Annotated in this window: 15 protein-coding genes and 1 tRNA gene; 9 read left to right on the top strand and 7 right to left on the bottom strand. The window is 43.1% G+C overall.

What is annotated here, in order from left to right; translation table 11 throughout:
* The first annotated feature begins 162 nt into the window (after positions 1-162).
* From B2Z67_RS06905 to rodA, 8 genes are all read left to right on the top strand, one after another.
* Entirely contained in the window at positions 163-1,074 is a 912-nt protein-coding gene (locus tag B2Z67_RS06905; protein WP_291529086.1) for a nucleotidyltransferase, read from the top strand.
* Positions 1,075-1,171: 97 nt separating this feature from the next.
* Complete coding sequence (gene abc-f, locus B2Z67_RS06900; RefSeq protein ID WP_291529085.1) at positions 1,172-3,145, top strand: ribosomal protection-like ABC-F family protein; 1,974 nt, start codon at positions 1,172-1,174, stop codon at positions 3,143-3,145.
* A 130-nt stretch (positions 3,146-3,275) separates the two neighbouring features.
* A complete protein-coding gene (gene purH, locus B2Z67_RS06895; protein ID WP_291529084.1) occupies positions 3,276-4,799 on the top strand; it encodes a bifunctional phosphoribosylaminoimidazolecarboxamide formyltransferase/IMP cyclohydrolase in 1,524 nt (507 codons plus the stop codon).
* Between the two features lie 100 nt (positions 4,800-4,899).
* A complete protein-coding gene (locus B2Z67_RS06890) occupies positions 4,900-5,922 on the top strand; it encodes a rod shape-determining protein (RefSeq protein WP_291529083.1) in 1,023 nt (340 codons plus the stop codon).
* 9 nt (positions 5,923-5,931) lie between these two features.
* Positions 5,932-6,774: a rod shape-determining protein MreC gene (gene mreC, locus B2Z67_RS06885; RefSeq protein WP_291529082.1), complete on the top strand. Its 843-nt coding sequence runs from the start codon at positions 5,932-5,934 to the stop codon at positions 6,772-6,774.
* A gap of 78 nt (positions 6,775-6,852) precedes the next feature.
* Entirely contained in the window at positions 6,853-7,353 is a 501-nt protein-coding gene (gene mreD, locus B2Z67_RS06880; RefSeq protein WP_291529081.1) for a rod shape-determining protein MreD, read from the top strand.
* A 21-nt stretch (positions 7,354-7,374) separates the two neighbouring features.
* Positions 7,375-9,240 carry a penicillin-binding protein 2 gene (mrdA, locus tag B2Z67_RS06875; RefSeq protein WP_291529080.1) on the top strand — a complete coding sequence of 622 codons (1,866 nt, stop codon included), beginning with the start codon at positions 7,375-7,377 and terminating at the stop codon, positions 9,238-9,240.
* Complete coding sequence (rodA, locus tag B2Z67_RS06870) at positions 9,221-10,678, top strand: rod shape-determining protein RodA (protein WP_291529079.1); 1,458 nt, start codon at positions 9,221-9,223, stop codon at positions 10,676-10,678. Before mrdA ends, rodA begins: the two co-directional genes overlap by 20 nt.
* Before the next feature lie 302 nt (positions 10,679-10,980).
* Here the strand turns inward: rodA and B2Z67_RS06865 are convergent, their stop codons facing one another.
* From B2Z67_RS06865 to B2Z67_RS06840, 6 genes are all read right to left on the bottom strand, one after another.
* Complete coding sequence (locus tag B2Z67_RS06865; protein ID WP_291529078.1) at positions 10,981-11,484, bottom strand: gliding motility lipoprotein GldH; 504 nt, start codon at positions 11,482-11,484, stop codon at positions 10,981-10,983.
* Positions 11,462-12,814: a PSP1 domain-containing protein gene (locus B2Z67_RS06860; RefSeq protein ID WP_291529077.1), complete on the bottom strand. Its 1,353-nt coding sequence runs from the start codon at positions 12,812-12,814 to the stop codon at positions 11,462-11,464. Before B2Z67_RS06860 ends, B2Z67_RS06865 begins: the two co-directional genes overlap by 23 nt.
* A 101-nt stretch (positions 12,815-12,915) precedes the next feature.
* Positions 12,916-14,034: an ATP-binding protein gene (locus tag B2Z67_RS06855; RefSeq protein WP_291529076.1), complete on the bottom strand. Its 1,119-nt coding sequence runs from the start codon at positions 14,032-14,034 to the stop codon at positions 12,916-12,918.
* Between the two features lie 60 nt (positions 14,035-14,094).
* Positions 14,095-15,048 carry a methylenetetrahydrofolate reductase [NAD(P)H] gene (gene metF, locus B2Z67_RS06850; RefSeq protein WP_291529075.1) on the bottom strand — a complete coding sequence of 318 codons (954 nt, stop codon included), beginning with the start codon at positions 15,046-15,048 and terminating at the stop codon, positions 14,095-14,097.
* 92 nt (positions 15,049-15,140) lie between these two features.
* Positions 15,141-16,889, bottom strand: coding sequence for a fimbrillin family protein (locus B2Z67_RS06845; RefSeq protein WP_291529074.1), 1,749 nt, complete (start codon positions 16,887-16,889; stop codon positions 15,141-15,143).
* Between the two features lie 391 nt (positions 16,890-17,280).
* Positions 17,281-18,366, bottom strand: coding sequence for a mannose-1-phosphate guanylyltransferase (locus B2Z67_RS06840; RefSeq protein ID WP_291529073.1), 1,086 nt, complete (start codon positions 18,364-18,366; stop codon positions 17,281-17,283).
* 162 nt (positions 18,367-18,528) lie between these two features.
* Between B2Z67_RS06840 and B2Z67_RS06835 the strand changes: the two genes are divergently transcribed.
* Positions 18,529-18,612 (top strand) — tRNA-Leu (locus B2Z67_RS06835).
* A gap of 62 nt (positions 18,613-18,674) precedes the next feature.
* Here B2Z67_RS06835 and B2Z67_RS06830 read toward each other — a convergent pair.
* Complete coding sequence (locus tag B2Z67_RS06830; protein ID WP_291529072.1) at positions 18,675-19,454, bottom strand: class I SAM-dependent methyltransferase; 780 nt, start codon at positions 19,452-19,454, stop codon at positions 18,675-18,677.
* Between the last annotated feature and the right edge of the window lie 560 nt (positions 19,455-20,014).

The raw sequence follows: 20,014 nt of genomic DNA, 5'->3' as shown, positions 1-20,014 counted from the left end.
AAATCGTCTCATGAGGCGGATTCTTTCATCCCATGAGACAGATTTAGTTGTCCCATGAGATGTTTTTTTTCGTCTCACGAGACGGATTTCACCTCGTGTTATTATATTATTTCGTACTTTTGCAACTTCTCTGTGTCACTAACCTTTTAAAATGATTAAAATATGAAACCAACTTTATTTTTATTAGCAGCCGGTATGGGTAGTCGTTATGGTGGCTTAAAGCAATTGGACGGTCTGGGGCCGAATGGCGAAACTATTATGGATTACTCTATCTACGATGCTATTCACGCAGGATTCGGTAAACTGGTCTTTGTTATCCGCAAGGATTTTGAACAAGATTTCCGTGATAAGATTATTTCCAAATACGAAGGTCATATCCCGTGCGAACTGGTATTCCAGTCCATTGATGCCCTGCCCGAAGGATTTACTTGTCCCGAAGGTCGTACAAAGCCCTGGGGAACCAACCACGCCGTGATGATGGGTGCTGATGTAATCAAGGAACCATTTGCCGCTATCAATTGCGATGATTTCTATGGTCGCGATTCTTTTCAGGCAATGGGTAAATTTCTCACCGCTTTGCCGGAAGGTTCAAAGAATGTGTATTCTATGATCGGCTTTCGTATCGGCAATACACTGAGTGAAAGCGGTACGGTATCCCGGGGGTTATGCAGTACGGATGCCAACCATCTGCTTACTTCTGTAGTTGAACGTACCAAGATTGAGCGTCTGGACGGTGAAGTGAAGTATGTAGATGATAACGGAGAATGGGTTGCCACTCCCGAAACAACTCCTGTCAGTATGAACTTCTGGGGCTTTACTCCCGATTATTTCGGATATAGCAAGGAGTTCTTCAAGTCTTTCCTTAGCGACCCGAAAAATCAGGAGAACCTGAAAAGTGAATTCTTCATCCCGTTGATGGTGGATAAACTGATTCAGGACGGTACTGCAACGTGTGAAGTTCTCGATACTACAAGCAAATGGTTTGGTGTGACTTATCCTGAAGACCGTCAAAGTGTAGTAGATAAAATCCGTGCCTTAGTCGACGCCGGCGAATATCCGGATAAGCTATTCTAAAAGCACATTATAACAAAGAAAAAGAAAGAGGAAGAACACCTTTCCGCTTCGCTTGCGGATTGGGTTGTTCTTTCTCACGCTAAACTTCATTGACATTATGATATCCGTAGAAAGGCTGAAGGTAGAATTTAATGCTACACCCCTGTTTGAAGACGTCTCTTATGTTATCAACAAAAAAGACCGCATTGCCTTAGTAGGTAAGAATGGTGCGGGTAAATCTACCATGCTCAAGATATTGGCCGGATTGCAGCAGCCTACTTCCGGCGTAGTTGCCATTCCCCGTGAATGTACCATCGGCTATCTGCCCCAAATCATGGTACTCAGTGATGAACGCACCGTAATGGAAGAAGCCGAATTGGCATTTGAAGATATCTTCCGCCTGCAAGCCGATATTGAGCGCATGAATCAGGAGCTTGCCGAACGCACTGATTACGACAGCGAAGATTACCATAAACTTATCGACTGCTTTACCCGCGAGAATGAACGCTTTCTGATAATGGGCGGTACAAATTTCCATGCCGAAACGGAACGTACCCTGCAAGGTCTCGGTTTTGCCCGTGAAGACTTTGATCGCCCCACCCGCGAGTTTTCCGGTGGATGGCGTATGCGCATTGAGTTAGCAAAACTCTTGCTCCGCCGTCCCGATGTGTTGCTGCTGGACGAACCGACGAATCACCTCGATATCGAAAGCATCCAATGGCTGGAAAATTTCCTTTCCACCCGCGTCAATGTCGTAGTGCTGGTAAGCCACGATCGGGCATTCCTTAATAATGTCACTACACGTACTATTGAAATCTCCTGCGGACAGATTTACGACTACAAGATGAAGTACGATGAGTTTGTGGTGCTGCGTAAAGAACGTCGCGAACAGCAGTTACGCGCTTACGAAAACCAACAGAAACAGATAGAAGATACGGAAGCATTCATCGAACGTTTCCGGTATAAAGCAACGAAAGCTGTGCAGGTACAAAGCCGTATCAAGCAATTAGAGAAGATTGAGCGTATCGAAGTAGATGAAGAAGATAATTCGACATTGCGCCTGAAGTTTGTTTGTAGTAGCCGCAGCGGCAGCTATCCGGTGATTTGCGAGAACGTAAAGAAGGCTTATGGCGACCATGTCGTATTCCATGATGTAAATCTCACCATCAACCGGGGCGAAAAAATCGCTTTTGTAGGTAAGAACGGTGAAGGAAAATCCACGCTGGTGAAGTGTATCATGAGTGAAGTTACCGACTATACAGGTAAGCTAACCCTTGGACATAACGTCCAGATAGGTTACTTCGCCCAGAATCAGGCTCAACTGCTTGAAGAGAATCTTACGGTATTCGACACCATTGACCGTGTGGCGGTAGGCGATATCCGTACGAAGGTGCGTGATATACTTGGCGCTTTCATGTTTGGCGGAGAGGCTTCCGATAAGAAGGTGAAGGTGCTTAGTGGGGGGGAACGCACCCGATTGGCAATGATTAAACTTCTGCTGGAACCTGTAAACTTTCTGATACTGGACGAACCAACAAACCACTTGGATATGCGTTCCAAGGATGTATTGAAAGAAGCTATCCGCGACTTTGACGGTACGGTTATCTTAGTTAGCCACGATCGTGATTTTCTGGACGGACTTGCTACCAAAGTATATGAATTTGGTGGTGGGTTAGTGAAAGAGCACCTTGGAGGTATCTACGATTTCCTTCAAAAAAGGCAGATAGAAAGCCTGAACGAATTGCAGAAAGCGCCGGCGCTTTCCACTTCACCTACCGGTGCAAAGTTCTCTGCCGGTACAAAGCCTTCTGCTATCTCACAGCCTTCGAGTAACAGGCTGAGTTACGAAGCTCAGAAGGAATTGAATAAAAAGCTCAAAAAACTGGAACGTCGCATTACCGATTGCGAAACGGAGATAGAACAAACCGAGTCTGCTATCGCTATTCTTGAAGCAAGAATGACAACCCCTGAAGGCGCCTCGGACATGGCACTCTACGAACAACATCAGAAGTTGAAGCAACAACTTGGTGTTGTGATGGAAGAGTGGGACGCCGCTTCTACTGAACTGGAAGAATTAAAAGGAGTGGAATAAAACAATTACACCGGTTCATTGACACGATTGCCGCCTCCTTTAATTATACCTAATTTATTGTATTTGAGTATATGTACGAACAAACATTTTTAGTACCTTTGCGCATTATATAGATATTAATACGCAAATCATGTCTGAAACAAAAAGAATTAAAACCGCCTTGGTGTCGGTTTACCATAAAGAGGGTTTGGATGAAATCATTACCAAACTGCATGAAGAAGGCGTCGAGTTTCTTTCAACAGGTGGAACTCGTCAGTTTATAGAATCCTTAGGTTATCCTTGCAAGGCGGTAGAAGATCTGACCACGTATCCTTCTATTTTAGGCGGACGTGTGAAAACCTTGCATCCGAAAGTATTCGGTGGTATCCTTTGCCGCCGTGACTTGGAGCAGGATATGCAACAGATTGAAAAATATGAAATTCCCGAAATAGACGTTGTTATTGTAGACCTGTATCCGTTTGAAGCTACTGTAGCTTCCGGCGCTGACGAAGCTGCCATTATTGAAAAAATAGATATAGGCGGAATCTCTCTGATTCGTGCCGCAGCCAAAAACTTCAACGATGTAGTGATTATCGCCTCTCAGGCGCAATACCAACCTTTCCGCGACATGCTGGTGGAACATGGAGCGGTAACTTCCGTCGAAGAACGCCGCTGGTTTGCCAAAGAGGCGTTTGCCGTTTCTTCCTATTATGACTCGGCAATCTTCAATTACTTTGATGGTGAAGAAGGGTCGGCTTTCCGTTGCTCTGCTAACAACCAGAAGACTTTGCGTTACGGTGAGAACCCGCATCAGAAAGGATACTTTTACGGAAATCCGGAAGCTATGTTCGACCAGATTCATGGAAAAGAAGTTTCATATAACAACCTGCTTGATATCAATGCCGCTATTGATCTGATTGACGAATTTGAGGAAACTACGTTTGCCGTATTGAAACACAACAATGCTTGTGGTTTGGCTTCTCGTCCTACCGTACTCGAAGCATGGAACGATGCACTGGCAGGTGACCCGGTATCCGCTTTTGGTGGTGTGCTTATTACAAACGGAGTGATTGATAAAGAAGCTGCCGAAGAAATCAACAAGATTTTCTTTGAAGTGATTATCGCTCCTGATTATGATGTGGACGCTCTGGAAATCCTGGGACAAAAGAAGAATCGTATTATTTTAGTTCGTAAGCCGGCTATACTTCCTAAAAAACAGTTCCGCTCTTTGCTGAACGGTGTGTTGGTACAAGATCGTGACCTGAATATAGAGAAACCCGGAGATTTGAAAACCGTAACAACTAAAGCGCCTACTGCACAAGAAATAGAAGACATGCTCTTTGCAAATAAAATTGTGAAGAACAGTAAGTCCAACGCTATTGTTTTAGCAAAAGGCAAGCAATTGTTAGCAAGCGGTGTAGGTCAGACTTCGCGTGTAGATGCACTGAAGCAAGCCATTGAGAAAGCCAAGAACTTCGGCTTTGAGCTTAACGGTTCTGTGATGGCATCTGATGCTTTCTTCCCTTTCCCGGACTGCGTAGAGATTGCCGGTCATGAAGGTGTGACAGCAGTTATCCAACCGGGTGGTTCGGTTAAAGATCAGCTATCGTTCGATTATTGTAACGAGCATGGCATTGCGATGGTCACAACAGGTATCCGTCACTTTAAACACTAATATTCAATTATAAATTTTGAATTATGAATAATGAATTACCTGCAGTATAAGTAGTGCCGCTAATTCAAAATCCATAATTCAAAATTCAAAATTCATAAAGATGGGATTATTCTCTTTTACACAAGAAATTGCAATGGACCTTGGCACCGCCAATACCATTATTACAACCAATGGTAAGATTGTGGTGGATGAGCCTTCGGTAGTGGCCCTTGACCGTCGTACCGATAAGATGATTGCTGTGGGTGAAAAGGCAAAGATGATGCACGAAAAGACCCACGAAAACATACGTACTATCCGTCCGTTGCGTGATGGTGTGATAGCCGACTTCTATGCCTGTGAGCAGATGATACGCGGTTTGATAAAGATGGTGAATAATCGTAGCCGTTTGTTCTCCCCTTCTCTTCGCATGGTAATCGGTGTTCCTTCGGGTAGTACTGAAGTAGAGCTACGTGCTGTGCGCGACTCTGCCGAACATGCCGGCGGACGTGACGTCTACCTGATTTTCGAGCCTATGGCTGCCGCTATTGGTATCGGTATTGATGTAGAAGTACCGGAAGGAAACATGATTGTGGATATAGGTGGTGGCTCTACTGAAATCGCTGTAATTTCTCTGGGCGGTATCGTATCCAACAACTCCATCCGCATTGCCGGTGACGACCTTACTGCCGATATCCAGGAATACATGAGCCGCCAGCACAATGTGAAGGTCAGCGAGCGTATGGCAGAACGCATCAAGATTAATGTAGGCGCTGCCTTGACCGAATTAGGTGAGGATGCTCCTGATGATTATATTGTTTATGGCCCGAACCGTATCACCGCGTTGCCCATGGAAGTACCGGTTTGCTATCAGGAAGTGGCGCACTGTCTGGAGAAATCCATCTCCAAGATTGAGACAGCCATTCTAAGCGCGCTGGAGAATACACCTCCCGAACTTTACGCCGATATCGTTCACAACGGTATTTATTTAGCCGGAGGCGGTGCGTTGCTCCGAGGGCTTGACAAGCGATTAACAGATAAGATTAACATACCGTTCCACATTGCCGAAGACCCTTTGCACGCTGTAGCAAAAGGTACGGGTATTGCGCTGAAGAATGTGGATCGTTTCTCATTCCTGATGCGGTAATAAAGGAATATGCGAAATTTACTGAGCTTTCTTATTAAATACAATTACTGGTTTCTCTTTCTTTTGTTAGAGGCAGCCAGTTTTGTTTTATTATTCCGTTTCAATTATTATCAGCAAAGTGTGTTTTTTACTTCTGCCAATAGTGTTACGGGGAAAGTTTATGATGTTTCGGGAACTTTCACTTCTTACTTTCATCTGAAATCTACGAATGAGGATTTGCTCGACCGCAATATGTGGTTGGAGCAGCGGGTCGCTTTTTTGGAGAAAACGCTTCAGATGCAAGGACTGGACTCTGTAAAGTTACATAGCCTGGAACGCCTGCAACCGGAAGAATACCGGATTTATAAAGCGAATGTAATTAAAAACAGTCTCAACAGAGTAGATAACTACATCACTCTTGATGAAGGTTCATCAGAAGGTATCCGTTCGGAAATGGGCGTGATAGATGCCAATGGAGTAGTAGGTATTGTCTACAAAACTTCAGCGAACTACTCAATTGTCATTCCATTGTTGAATAGTAAATCGAGCATTAGTTGCAAGATTGCAGGCAGTGATTATTTCGGTTACCTGAAGTGGGAATATGGAGATTCCCGTTTTGCTTATTTGAGAGACTTACCCCGTCATGCGGAGTTCAACCTGGGCGATACGGTAGTGACAAGCGGTTATTCAGCCGTATTCCCTGCGGGAATTATGGTAGGAACTGTGGATGATATGTCCGACTCACATGATGGTCTTTCTTATCTATTGAAGATAAAACTGGCTACGGATTTCGGGAAGTTGAACAATGTGCGTGTGATAGCCCGCACCGGACAGGAAGAACAGAAAATGCTGGAGAAGGAAGAAAAGAAGTGATGAAGACAGAGCGGGGTGGTGAATATAGAGTGATGACAGGAATTATTTTAATAGCAAATTATAAAGTCGTATATAGAATTGGTAATTAATTATCTGCATAAAATAGGTTGGTTCATCGGATTAGTACTGTTGCAGGTGCTGATACTGAATAATGTGCATATTGCCGAATATGCCACACCTTTTCTATATATCTATCTAATATTGAAATTCGAATCGGACACTCCACGGAATACCCTGATGTTGTGGGCATTCTTTTTAGGAATGGCGGTAGATATTTTCTCGGACACACTGGGTATGAATGCTGCAGCTACCGTACTATTGGCTTTCTTGCGACCTACTTTCCTACGACTGTTCGTACCACGCGATACGTTGGAGAATATAGTTCCCGGAGTGAAAACACTGGGAGCAACTTCTTTCCTGAAATATCTGGTCGTCAGTGTTTTTGTTCATCATGCAATGCTGCTTTCTATTGAATTCTTCTCATTTGCCCATATCAGAACATTATTGTTTGGAACCATAGCAAGTGCATCGCTGACTATAATCTGCATTATGGCTATGGAGGGGATAAGGAAGAAATGAGATAATTAACCATTAGATAAAGTGGCAAAAGATTATACTTTTGAAAAAAGGAAATTTGTGATAGGCGGGGTGGCGATAGTGATTGTCATCATCTATATCATGCGTCTTTTTGTGTTGCAGATAATGACCGATACCTACAAAAAGAATGCAGACAGCAATGCTTTTCTTAATAAAATTCAATACCCTTCGCGTGGCGCCATTTATGACCGTAACGGTAATTTGCTGGTATTCAACCAGCCGTCGTATGACGTTACGTTTATACCGCGGGAGGTGACGCAACTTGATACTCTGGACTTCTGCCGCACGTTGAATATTACCGAGGAGCAATTCTTTCAACGAATGAAAGATGTGAAGAACCGTTGGATGAATCCAGGTTATTCCACATATACGCATCAGGTGTTTATGACACAACTCTCAGCGGAAGAATGTGGGGTATTTCAGGAAAAACTCTTCAAATTCCCCGGCTTTTATATTCAGAGGCGTACCATCCGTCAATATACTTACGACGCCGCCGGTCATGCCTTAGGTGATATTGGCGAAGTCTCCATGAAGGATATTGAAGCAGATGATTACTATATCCGTGGGGACTATATCGGTAAACAAGGCATTGAAAGATCCTACGAAAAGCATCTGCGCGGTGAAAAAGGAGTTGAAGTTCTGCTACGCGATGCACACGGGCGTATTCAGGGACATTATATGGATGGAAAATTAGACCGTCCGTCCGTACCCGGTAAGAATCTGACATTAGGGATGGATATCAATTTGCAGATGTTGGGCGAGCGCTTGATGAAAAACAAAATCGGAGCGATTGTGGCTATTGAACCGGAAACGGGAGAAATCCTCTGTCTGGTATCGGCGCCTACCTTCGACCCTCATCTGATGATTGGACGCCAGCGCGGAAAGAATAACCAATTGTTGCAAGCGGATAAGCAGAAACCCCTGCTGAACCGCGCTATCATGGGTGTTTATCCTCCGGGGTCTACTTTCAAAACGGCGCAGGCGCTGACCTTCTTGCAGGAAGGCACTATCCAGTCATCTACCTCCTTCCCTTGTTCGCATGGATTTATTTATGGCGGTCTGCGTGTGGGATGCCACGGACATGCTTCGCCATTGTCACTGATACCGGCTATTGCCACTTCCTGTAACGCTTATTTCTGTTGGGGACTTTATCGTATGTTCGGTGACCGGAAATATGGATCACCACAGAATGCAATTACAGTATGGAAAGACCACATGGTTGCCCAGGGGTTTGGCTATAAACTGGGTGCAGACCTTCCCGGAGAAAAGCCCGGCCTCATTCCGAATGCCGGTTTCTATGATAAAGCCTACCGTAACTCATGGAATGGACTGACGGTTATCAGTATCTCTATCGGACAGGGAGAAGTATTGAGTACTCCTTTGCAAATGGCAAATCTGGCAGCTACTATTGCCAACCGTGGTTATTTCGTGACTCCCCATATTGTGAAGAATATCCAGGAAGCAGAGTTGGATAGCGTTTACCGGGAACGCCGGTACACTTCCATCGAACGCCAGTACTATGAAGATATAGTAGAGGGTATGAGAGCTGCCGTAACAGGAGTCACCGGAAGCGCTACTTGCCGCATTGCAGGTAGTATATTGCCGGGCGTAGAGATTTGTGGAAAAACAGGTACGGCGCAGAACCGTGGACATGACCATTCTGCGTTTATCGGTTTTGCTCCGATGAATAAACCTAAAATAGCCATCGCTGTTTATGTAGAGAACGGTGGTTGGGGCGCAACCTACGGTGTGCCTTACGGTACTTTGATGATGGAACAGTATTTGAATGGAAAACTTTCACCTGCCAGTGAAGCGATGGCGGAAGAATTCAGTAACCGTGTAATAATGTATGGTAACGAGGAGAGATAGTATATGGAAATCGTTGGATTGGGTAACGATTTGCGTTTATCTGATTCTTATCATATTCGGATGGTTCAGTATTTGCGGGGCAAGCTACGATTATGGCGACCGTGAGTTTTGGGACTTCTCTACCCGTGCGGGCAAGCAATTGGTTTGGATAATATGTTCTTTCGGGTTAGGTTTTGTGTTGTTGATGCTGGAAGACAGTATTTATGATATGCTCTCATACCTTATATATATAGCGCTTATCGTATTACTTGTAGTTACCATATTTATTGCTCCCGATACTAAAGGCTCGCGTTCCTGGCTGGTAATGGGACCGGTGAGTTTGCAACCGGCTGAGTTTGCCAAATTTGCCACGGCATTGGTACTTGCCAAATATATGAGTTCCTATTCGTTCGCCATGAAGAACTGGAGAAATGTACTGATGATATTTTTTCTTATTCTGTTTCCGATGGGATTGATTATTCTGCAACGCGAAACAGGTTCCGCATTAGTATATGCAGCATTCTTTTTGGTATTGTATCGCGAAGGCATGCCGGGAGTAGTTCTATTCTCCGGTTTGTGCGCTGTGGTTTATTTTGTGGTAGGTATCCGTTTTGATCAGGTATTCATTGCCGACACACCTACTCCGGTAGGAGAATTTGCGGTATTGTCAATGGTGCTGTTGGCAGCCGCCGCTATGGTATGGGTGTATAAAAGGAAATGGGAACCAACGCGTAATATATTGTTAGTAATAGTCGGAACCTTGCTGATAGCTTATTCTATTTCAGAACATGTAACTCCATTCAACCTGGTTTGGGTGCAGTGGGGCCTGTGTGTACTGGTAGTGGGGTATCTTGTCTTCCTTTCGCTAAGTGAACGGCATTTAAGTTACCTTTTAATCGGTTTGTTCGCTATCGGCTCCATCGGCTTTTTGTATTCCAGTGATTACTTCTTTAATAAAGTTTTAGAGCCACATCAGCAGGTACGTATCAAAGTGGTATTGGGTATGGAAGAAGACTTAACCGGCGCCGGATACAATGTCAATCAATCCAAGATTGCCATCGGTTCGGGAGGGATTACCGGGAAAGGGTTCTTAAATGGTACTCAAACGAAACTGAAATATGTGCCTGAACAAGATACGGATTTTATTTTCTGCACAGTAGGCGAAGAAGAAGGTTTTGTAGGTTCAACCGCCGTATTGCTCCTATTCCTTATATTGATACTCCGTATGGTAGCTATAGCGGAGAGACAACCTTCTACTTTCGGACGGGTATATGGCTATTGCGTGCTTAGCATATTTTTATTTCATTTATTTATTAATATAGGTATGGTGTTGGGATTGACACCTGTTATTGGAATTCCATTACCTTTCTTTAGTTATGGCGGGTCATCGCTTTGGGGCTTTACTATCTTACTTTTTATATTCCTGAGAATTGATGCAGGACGTAAACGGAGAATTTAGAAGTTCGCCCGAAACCTTCCGTGTGTATTTTTATTTAAAAAAACAAGTTGTCTCAACTTTGTCCGGTAGTGGCTGCAAAACTACTTACTAGTAGTTGCCCAACTACTAGTAGGTAGTTTTAGAGAGTATCTGAACCGCCCCGAGAGATACCTACAACGGCACTTTCTACTTGACCCTAAATCTCGGAGAAACCCTTTAGAGGTTATTTTGCTCCCTATCAAATCTTTTATTAGCTTTTAGTAGAGTATATACCTGCGCCAACAGTGTAATATATTTTAACCAATACTTTAATTACAGCAGGATTAATAGTGTGAGGCTTCCAATGTCCTTAGCTTAATCCCTATATCATTGATACCTGGAAGCTTATCATCAGGTAAGAGATGTGTTATTTTGAAACGGTATTCTCCTGCTTTACCGATACGGATGTACCCTGTGGAAAATGAAGACTGGTATAAATCGCCCCATCCGTCACCCAACCAAACGCCTCCGCTGTCGGCAAGTGTCAGTTGCAATGTGTCTTTTTTAGCATTTTGCGCCTCCGGACTGTCACAGGAAATAAGAAGAGGCAAATTTTGATAAGGATAAATATTTCTATTTCTTACTTCTACAGATATACTGTAAAGTGCAACGGAGTCCGAAGCCATTATTTTGAAAAAAAGGGTATCTTGCTTCCGCCAACCATCGGCCGGAAGAGATTGATACACATGATATACTACCTGTTTGTCGCAAGCAATAAAAAAGCTTGCGACAAATAGCAATATCAAACTTTTCAACAGGAAATGATTATGTCTGGGACGGCTTTTCATTTCTGCTCGTTTTTTCTCCTTGTGGTTTGGGGCGGTTTCCCGTTCTCGAATCCTTATCGTTTCGCTGTCCGTCTCCTCGTCCGTGATTCTTAAATTTGTTCCGCTTCGGTTGCTCCCCTTGCTGTTTGGGCTGGTTGTCCTGTTGCTTGGGCTGGTCACCTTGAGGATGAGGATGCTGTTTGGGAGATTGTCCTTTCTTCTTCTTCTTACGGTTATTATTACCGTTTCCATTTCCATTCCCGTTATCATTTTCGTTACCATTCTTACCTTTACGATTACGGTCGAAACGGGTTAAGCTTTCCTGTTCCACCAAATCCACGGCTTTTTTGGGTTCCGCACGATGTGTTTCCTCAATAAGATTATCGGGTTTAATACCTCGCTTGTTCAGTCCGATAATCTCAAACGCACGCTTGCCGCTAATGGTCACAAGGTTCGCCGGGATGGTTTTGTCGGTAGAGTAAGCTATTTGGTTATTCAGAATATCTGCTTTGAAGAAATAGAAAGTACCATCTTTGGTTTCCAATTCTATTTCTTTAGAAGGAAGACGTTTCTGAGCTTCCACGTAACAATCTACTTCGTAGTTAAGGCAGCACTTTAACTTGGCGCATTGCCCTGCCAGTTTTTGCGGATTGAGAGAAATATCCTGATACCGCGCAGCGCCTGTAGACACGGATATGAAAGAAGTCATCCAGGTAGCACAGCAAAGTTCGCGCCCGCAAGGACCGATTCCGCCGATACGTCCGGCTTCCTGCCGCGCACCGATTTGCTTCATTTCAATTCGTACGTGGAAAGCTTCTGCCAGTACTTTGATTAGCTGGCGGAAATCTACGCGTTCATCGGCTATGTAGTAAAAAATAGCTTTATTGCCATCTCCTTGATATTCCACATCGCCGATTTTCATGTTAAGATTCAAATTGAGTGCAATCTGGCGTGTACGTATCATTGTACTATGCTCCCGCTCCTTCGCCTCTTTATACTTGTCAATGTCTATCTGTTTGGCTTTACGGTAGACACGTTTAATTTCAACTTCCGACTTAATATTAGCTTTCCGCATTTGTAAGGGAACAAGCCTTCCGGTCAGGGTCACCACACCGATGTCATGACCCGGCGACGCCTCTACGGCTACAACATCCCCTTTTTCAAGAGGAATATGATTGCTGTTACGGAAATATCCTTTACGGGTATTTTTGAACTGCACCTCTACCAAATCACTTTCTTCCGCATTCCCGGGGATATCCGCAAGCCAGTCATAGGTATTCAGCTGTTTATCTTGCCTGCCGCAACTTTTACAGCAGAAGTTTCCGTTTCCATTATGTAGTTTAAAATCCATCTTCTTATTTCTATTTGAGAACTTACTATTTTTTGATTAATTTACTCTATTGCATTACCTTATTGCTCTTTCCCTACACTTACCATCTTACCCGAATGCCGTCACTGCTTTAACAGTACTATCATTTTCAGTGAGAAGTCAAAGAACACCATCCGGGCATTCACATTTTGCTCTATATGTACCTGGGCTTCACTTAATTCATTCATTAACCCCATCACATTCCTTTCGTTGATAAACGGAGCAAAACGAGTGGCAAAGTTCTGTTCGGCTAAAGTCATATAATTCATTTCCTTGCGGTGCAGGTTATAGATGAAATTCTCCCGTATCATGCGTTGAGCGTAGGCAAGGAAGTTCTTCTGCCGTTCACGTCCTATACCGGCAAGCTGTTCGCTCCATTGTTTCATCTCCCGTATCTTCCGCTGGTAGGAAAGACGCATGAGGTTGACGAATAGTTCGAAGAACAGTTCATTTTCCTCATTCAGATGTATGGTTTCCAACGCTTTGATAAAGTCACCATTGGCAAGATGCGCCAGGGTGAAGCTGTCATCAGGACGTACACCATATTTCTGTTGCAGGGCATTGGCAATATCAGTTTCTTCGATTTTGTGGATATTGAAACGCTGCGTACGGCTCAGAATAGTAGGAAGTATCATCTCCGGGACTTCGGAGGTTAGCAGAAACAGGGTCTTTTCAGGTGGTTCTTCCAAGAGCTTCAATAGCTTATTGGCACAAACCACATGCATTTTTTCCGGTAACCAGACGATTGTGACCTTATATCCTCCTTCACTTGACTTCAGACTTAGCTTTCGTACAATTTCGTCACTTTCTTTGGCGTAGACAATTGCTTGTGTGTTTTCAGCATCTATTTCATTCAGCCAATGGTTGAGGCTGAAATAAGGGTTGTTCAGTACAAGGTGCCGCCAGTTAGTGATATAATCATCACACACATCCTTCTTCCCTTTTTTCACGATAGGGAAAACGAAATGTACGTCAGGATGTACCAGTTTATTCCATTTCACACAAGAGGGACACGTACCACAGGCATCTGTCTGTGTACGGTTCGTGCAACAGATGTAACGGGCATAAGCCAATGCCAACGGAAGTTTACCCACTCCTGATGGCCCGCAAAAAAGTAGTGCATGAGGGATACGCCCTTCGTGTACTTCCTGTATCAACCGTTGCTTGGCTACTTCCTGTCCTATTACGTCTCTGAAAAACACTGTGCTATTACAATTTGGTTACTTATTATTTTCGAGGAGTATCTAAACTCTTTTTTAACTTCAATATACCTGTTTTGCGACTTCCTTGATGCTGTCCACAGCGCCTATGGAATAGAAGTGCACACTGGGCACACCATGTTTTACCAATTCCCTGCATTGCTCCACACACCATTCAATACCTACTTGTCTGGCTTCCTCATCTGTCTTACACTTCATTACCTCATGCGCCAACTCTTCGGGCAGATCTACCTTGAATGTTTTTGGAATCATGCTGAGTTGGGATATCTTCTTGAATGGTTTGATACCGGGAATAATGGGAATAGTAACACCTGAGTTCCGGGCGCGCTCCACAAAATCGAAATATTTCCGGTTATCATAGAAGAGCTGCGTGACTGCATATTCCGCACCCGCCTCCATCTTCCGTTTCAACCAATAGATATCGGTATCAATATTAGGCGCTTCTTCATGCTTTTCCGGATAACACGCCACACCGTAAGAGAACGGCGTATTCGATACTTTCATTTCCGAACCGTCTACAAATATACCTTTGTTAAAATTGTTGATTTGTTCCTGCAATTCGATAGCATGGTGATAGCCATCAATTTCGGGAGTGAACAGTGATTCATGTTTGGCTTTGTCACCACGCAACACCAGCAAATCGGTTATGCCAAGGAATTGTAAGTCGAGCAACACATATTCCGTTTCTTCACGGGAGAAACCGCTGCAAAGAATATGGGGAACTACGGTTACATTATATTTATTTTGGATAGCGGCGGCAACGGCAACTGTTCCCGGACGGCGGCGCAGGCGGTTGCGCTGAAACAAACCATTGCCCAGGTCTCTGTACACGTATTCACTGCGATGGGTAGTTATGTTGATGTATTTGGGATCAAATTCCCGTAAAGTATCTATGGTTTCATACAGCTTTTCAATACCCGTACCCTTTAGCGGCGGCAGTATTTCAAAAGAAAAGGCTGTTTTTTCGTTGCTGTGTATCAGGTCGATAATCCTCATTTCTTTTTCGTATTTTTATTCCTGATGTACAAATCGTTTCGTACATTGGGAACAAAAATACGAAAAAGAAATGAGATATGCTTTTTGTCGGGCTATTCTTTTATGCAACGTACGGAAAGAGCGCTACTTCCCGGGGTGATATCAACAAAGCGAACAGTAGTATCATGGCCCATAAGGAGCACCGCTTTATCTGCCAGAGTAAGTGCGGAGTTACCGCTTATCCAATAACTGGCTGATGCGTCCACATTAACAAGCGCTGTACCGTTTTTATTATTGTACAATCCATAAGCAATGGCATTGAAGCCTGTTTCTCCGGTTCCGGTATAAGTAGTTTCACCTGTTCTCCATTGTCCGGCTTTCAGAAGAAGGGCGGTATCCGCGATATATTCTACAAGCAGATTCCAATCCGCCAGGTTGGCTATCCTCCATTGTTCAGGAGCTAATTCATTGGCAAGCAGGGCATCTCCATTGTAGAAGTATGTATTCTGCCCGGCAGGTTGGAAGTATCCGGAACCCTGTTCCAGTTCTGTTTGTTTAGCGAGAGCCGTACCGTCGCGATAGGTTGTTGCCTGCAAGTTATCTTTCATCCAGTATTGTGTCCCTATCTTTACGATGGGATATTCCTTAACGCTTCCATCACGGATATCCCGGATGACATGACCGATGATACTGATATTAATCGAACTTTCAGGTTTCTCCGTTAACACTTCTCCGGCTTCATTAAGATAGAATACCTCAACAGGTTTAGAACTTCCCGAAGTATAAGTGAAAGTGTTATCTGTTGTATTCCAACTTATTATTCCTCCGTTTATGTCCCTTTCATCGTCCAGCAATTTGAGGACAGTTCCTTTGCTCAAGTCACTTTGCTCGTTATCAACCGGATAAATAGTTATTGCCCGGGAGTTGATGTTTTCTGATTTCAAGTACTCTTTGCAGATTTCAGCAATCGGTCTTCCTCCGCTATATATCCTGTATATATCTGATTGGGAAAAAGACAGGGCAAGCAGATGTACGGATGTTGTTTTACCATTGTTGTCGATTTCCTTACCCTCTATGGTTTTCCAATCAAACACAGCACCGATTACTCCTGTAAGTATGTGATTGGTGGTTTGCATGGCAGTAACATCCAATTCACATTGCGTGCCTCCTTCTATTGTCAAGTCCGGCATCGGGCAAGTATATATTTGTCCGTTCCAATCCATAACAAGCGATTGCGATTCCGGATTCACAGTTTGCGGAATGATGATGATTTCTTTTCCCACCAGTTTTCCGTCTTTTATGCTCCATGCGCCATGAGGAATAATGTCCGCTTCTTCGTGAGTATCCGTAATCTTGTCTGTGTCCAAATTATAATTCGCCTTGGTTCTGAAGCCTGTGGCAATGATATGAGGATTAGCTTTTAATAAGTCGTTAATATTTTCGCCTTCTTTAGGAGTAAGTGTTATTTGCATTTTGAACAACTTATGATGGAACTCCAGCTCAACGGGATTTTCGCTGCTTACAATGTTGGAAGCTTTAGCTACGAGGAAATCCGATTGTGAACGCCTGGCTGTAGTACTTTGGTCAGTTTGTACGGAGATGGGAACGGTAGATACATTCGCTGGTATTTTTGTAGTTTGATAAGGATAATATCCGGTGAAGTCGAGAGTCGCATCTCCTACGGGGTAGAATACAATCTTCTCAGGAATAAAGGATGAATTACTGCCGTATTCCAGTTTGAGGTTATCAATGTATCGTTCTTCGCTGATGGATTTGGAAGAGAAGGTGGCGAATAATCCTACTTTATCACCTTTTTCAAATGCGGTATCCGTAGCGCGGGTGTGAGTATCACTGATCTTCATGGAAAAATTAATAGGTATTCCATCAGAAGGTTCTGATTCAGACTCAATTTCATTGACGCAAGCTGTAAATAGTAGAGTTGTGCACAATGATAAATACATTATGCCTTTGTTTTTGATGTTTTCTTGAATCATGGTGTTTTTCTTGTTACTAATTAATCGTTTATTTATCGGGGTTCAAAGATAGAATAATATTTTGAAAGTATAGGCATAAACAAGACTTTATATTTACACATTCATCTTGTTATGCTTTACATAAGGCAAATAATCAGTCATTATAAACTATTTATTTCCCTGATAATCAGCAATATAAATTAATACTTATTCCCCTATAAAAAAACGAATTTAAGTCAAGTCCACCCCTATCTTTATAGTCACTAATGGTCTTAACTTATTAAATATAGTCATCACCCAACTTTATCTGTGCATCATTTACATATTTACGAATGGAATGCTCTTCGTCCTTTTTACATATCAATAGTACGTTTTCCGATTCAGCAATAAGGTAACCTTCCAGCCCATCGATAACGGCAAGTTTGTTGTTTGGAAGCACCACAATGTTATCTTTGCTATTATATAATAATGATTGGCATTTCAGTGTCACATTACCCTCATTATCTTTAGGCGACAAGTCATATAGAGACCCCCATGTTCCTAAATCCGACCAGCCGAAATCGCCTAATGAAACATATACATTATCCGCCTTTTCCATAATACCGAAATCAACGGAAACATTGGGACAAGTAGGAAATTCCTCATCGATGAATGCTTTCTCTGCAGGGGTTCCGTACACGTCCTTGCCCAGAGCCAGTTTCATGGCAAGTTCGGGAATCAACGTTTCTACAGCCTTGATAATAGAATTTACATTCCACATGAAAAGCCCGGAGTTCCAATAAAACTCTCCGCTCTCCACAAATACTTTAGCTAATTCCAACTCCGGCTTCTCGGTAAAAGTCTTCACTTTGTAGAAGTTATTTCCGGCTTGTTCTGCTATTTGTATATAGCCGTAACCTGTCTCCGGACGATTAGGTTTAATTCCAAGTGTCAGTAGCTTTTCTGATTGAGACACAAAATTCAACCCTTTTTCTATTGCTATAAGAAACTCATTTTCTTTCAGAATAAGATGATCGGAAGGAGCGACCACAATATTTGCATTCGGATTTAATGCACGAATATGATATGCCGCCCAAGCAATGCACGGTGCGGTATTTCTACGTGTCGGTTCTAATAAAATCTGTTCCGGATTCAGTTCGGGAAGCTGTTCTTTTACGAGGTCTGCATACAGGTCATTTGTAACTACAAGGATGTTCTCAGTAGGAATAACTTTATTGAAACGGTCAAAAGTTTGCTGTAATAGAGATCTTCCCGTACCAAAGAAATCCAGGAACTGTTTAGGAAGTGTTTTTCTGCTAAACGGCCAGAAACGGCTACCAATGCCCCCACCCATGATAACACAGAAATTATCCTTATTTGTTGTCATATTGTTTATTTTTAAAGTTTCCGCTAAAGTACATTATATTTTGGAAACAAGGAGCATTCGCAGAACGTTTTATTGCTTTTTTCTCTTTTTTTTAAGAAAGGTATTGCAGATTTAGAAAAAAGCCATATCTTTGCACCGCATTTGAGAAATCAAAACCTGCATGCCCAGATGGCGGAATCGGTAGACGCGCTGGTCTCAAACACCAGTGGATTCACTTCCATCCCGGTTCGACCCCGGGTCTGGGTACATTCAAAGACGCTAAGTAGCTATAACAAAGCAACTTGGCGTCTTTCCTTTTCCATATTTCCTTATTCCGTTCTTCTCAAAACATAAAAGCAACTTGTACTAAAGAAATTCTTCAGATATGGAATTGAAGAAACAACTTTGTTCAGTTTGCGTGGAGAGATACCAAATTTCACTTCATAATGAGGATTTATAAAATACAATTGTTCGTTAATGATTTCATATCCGGCTTGGCGCGCTATGTTTCTGAACATTTCAATGGTGCATCCGGTCTGCTTAATACTTAGCAGTTCTTTTATCGTATCCTCCTTTTCACCGCACGCTTTGAGTAACCACCGATACAAGAAACGAGGAAGCAGATGTATAAAAGGAAGGTGCGAAATGATTCTTCCCCGCGCAATCTGTTGATGTCCTCCAAACGGCATTTGCCAAGCAGGGAAAGCTACAAACAGTGCTCCGCCAGGGGATAAATATTCTTTTAAGCCGGACAGGAAACGGACTTTATGTCCGATGTGTTCTATTACATCGTGTATCAGGATGAGAGGGAAAGTCTTCTCCAAATCCTTTAGCTGAAAAATATCGGAGGCTATGAAGACTGCTTTCTGATTTTTATCAGCGAAGAAAGTTCGGGCTTGTTGTATTCGTGAAGTTGCTATATCTACTCCCACAACTTCACATCCCGATTCGGCAAAAGGCAGCAGATTGCCGGCTTCACCACACCCTACTTCTAATACCTTGGCAGGCAGATGTCCTATACTATTCTTTATCCACGGAATATAATAGTTTCTGCTCGTTTGCGCCTGTTCTTCAAAATAGCGCTTACGGTCAATATGTCGTTCTTGCATTTTTCTGCTTTTTAAATTTTATATAACTATGACAACCTTCCACACCCAGCCTTATTCCGGAAAGCAATATAAATAGTAATAGCATAACGATAATAAAACCGCTGTGAAATCACAATGATGTTATTACATGAGGCCGTAAAAGTAGAGAAAAGACTGCATAAACATTACTATTTTAACATTATTAAATCAAATTATATCAGTTACCCATAGAGTAACTCAACTACTTAACCTGTATTATTCATACTTCAGGAGTTAACGTATGAATCATGCAGACCCTATCACACACTATCTGCTCCGTATCAAGTCCATACCAACTCCGTACCCGCTTGATTTACCATGAACGTTCCGAATAGCTATCGGGCTTTGTTTTGTGTTGCAAACTAACCCACGTTCTTTAGCCTTATATCAAGTTTCTGTGCGTCAGGTCAGATGTTTGCCGCCGACTGCCTTCAGATTCCACATCACGATGGACACCCTTGTCTTTGGCTGGACACTTCCCGCTATCAGGGCGTGTTGAGGACTTGCACCTGTTAGAATAGAACCATGCTGGGCGAACAACA

Source organism: Bacteroides sp. UBA939, from assembly GCF_002293435.1.
GTDB lineage: Bacteria > Bacteroidota > Bacteroidia > Bacteroidales > Bacteroidaceae > Bacteroides.
The sequence above is the reverse complement of the archived record's forward strand: the minus strand, read 5'-3'. Positions and strand labels throughout refer to the sequence as shown.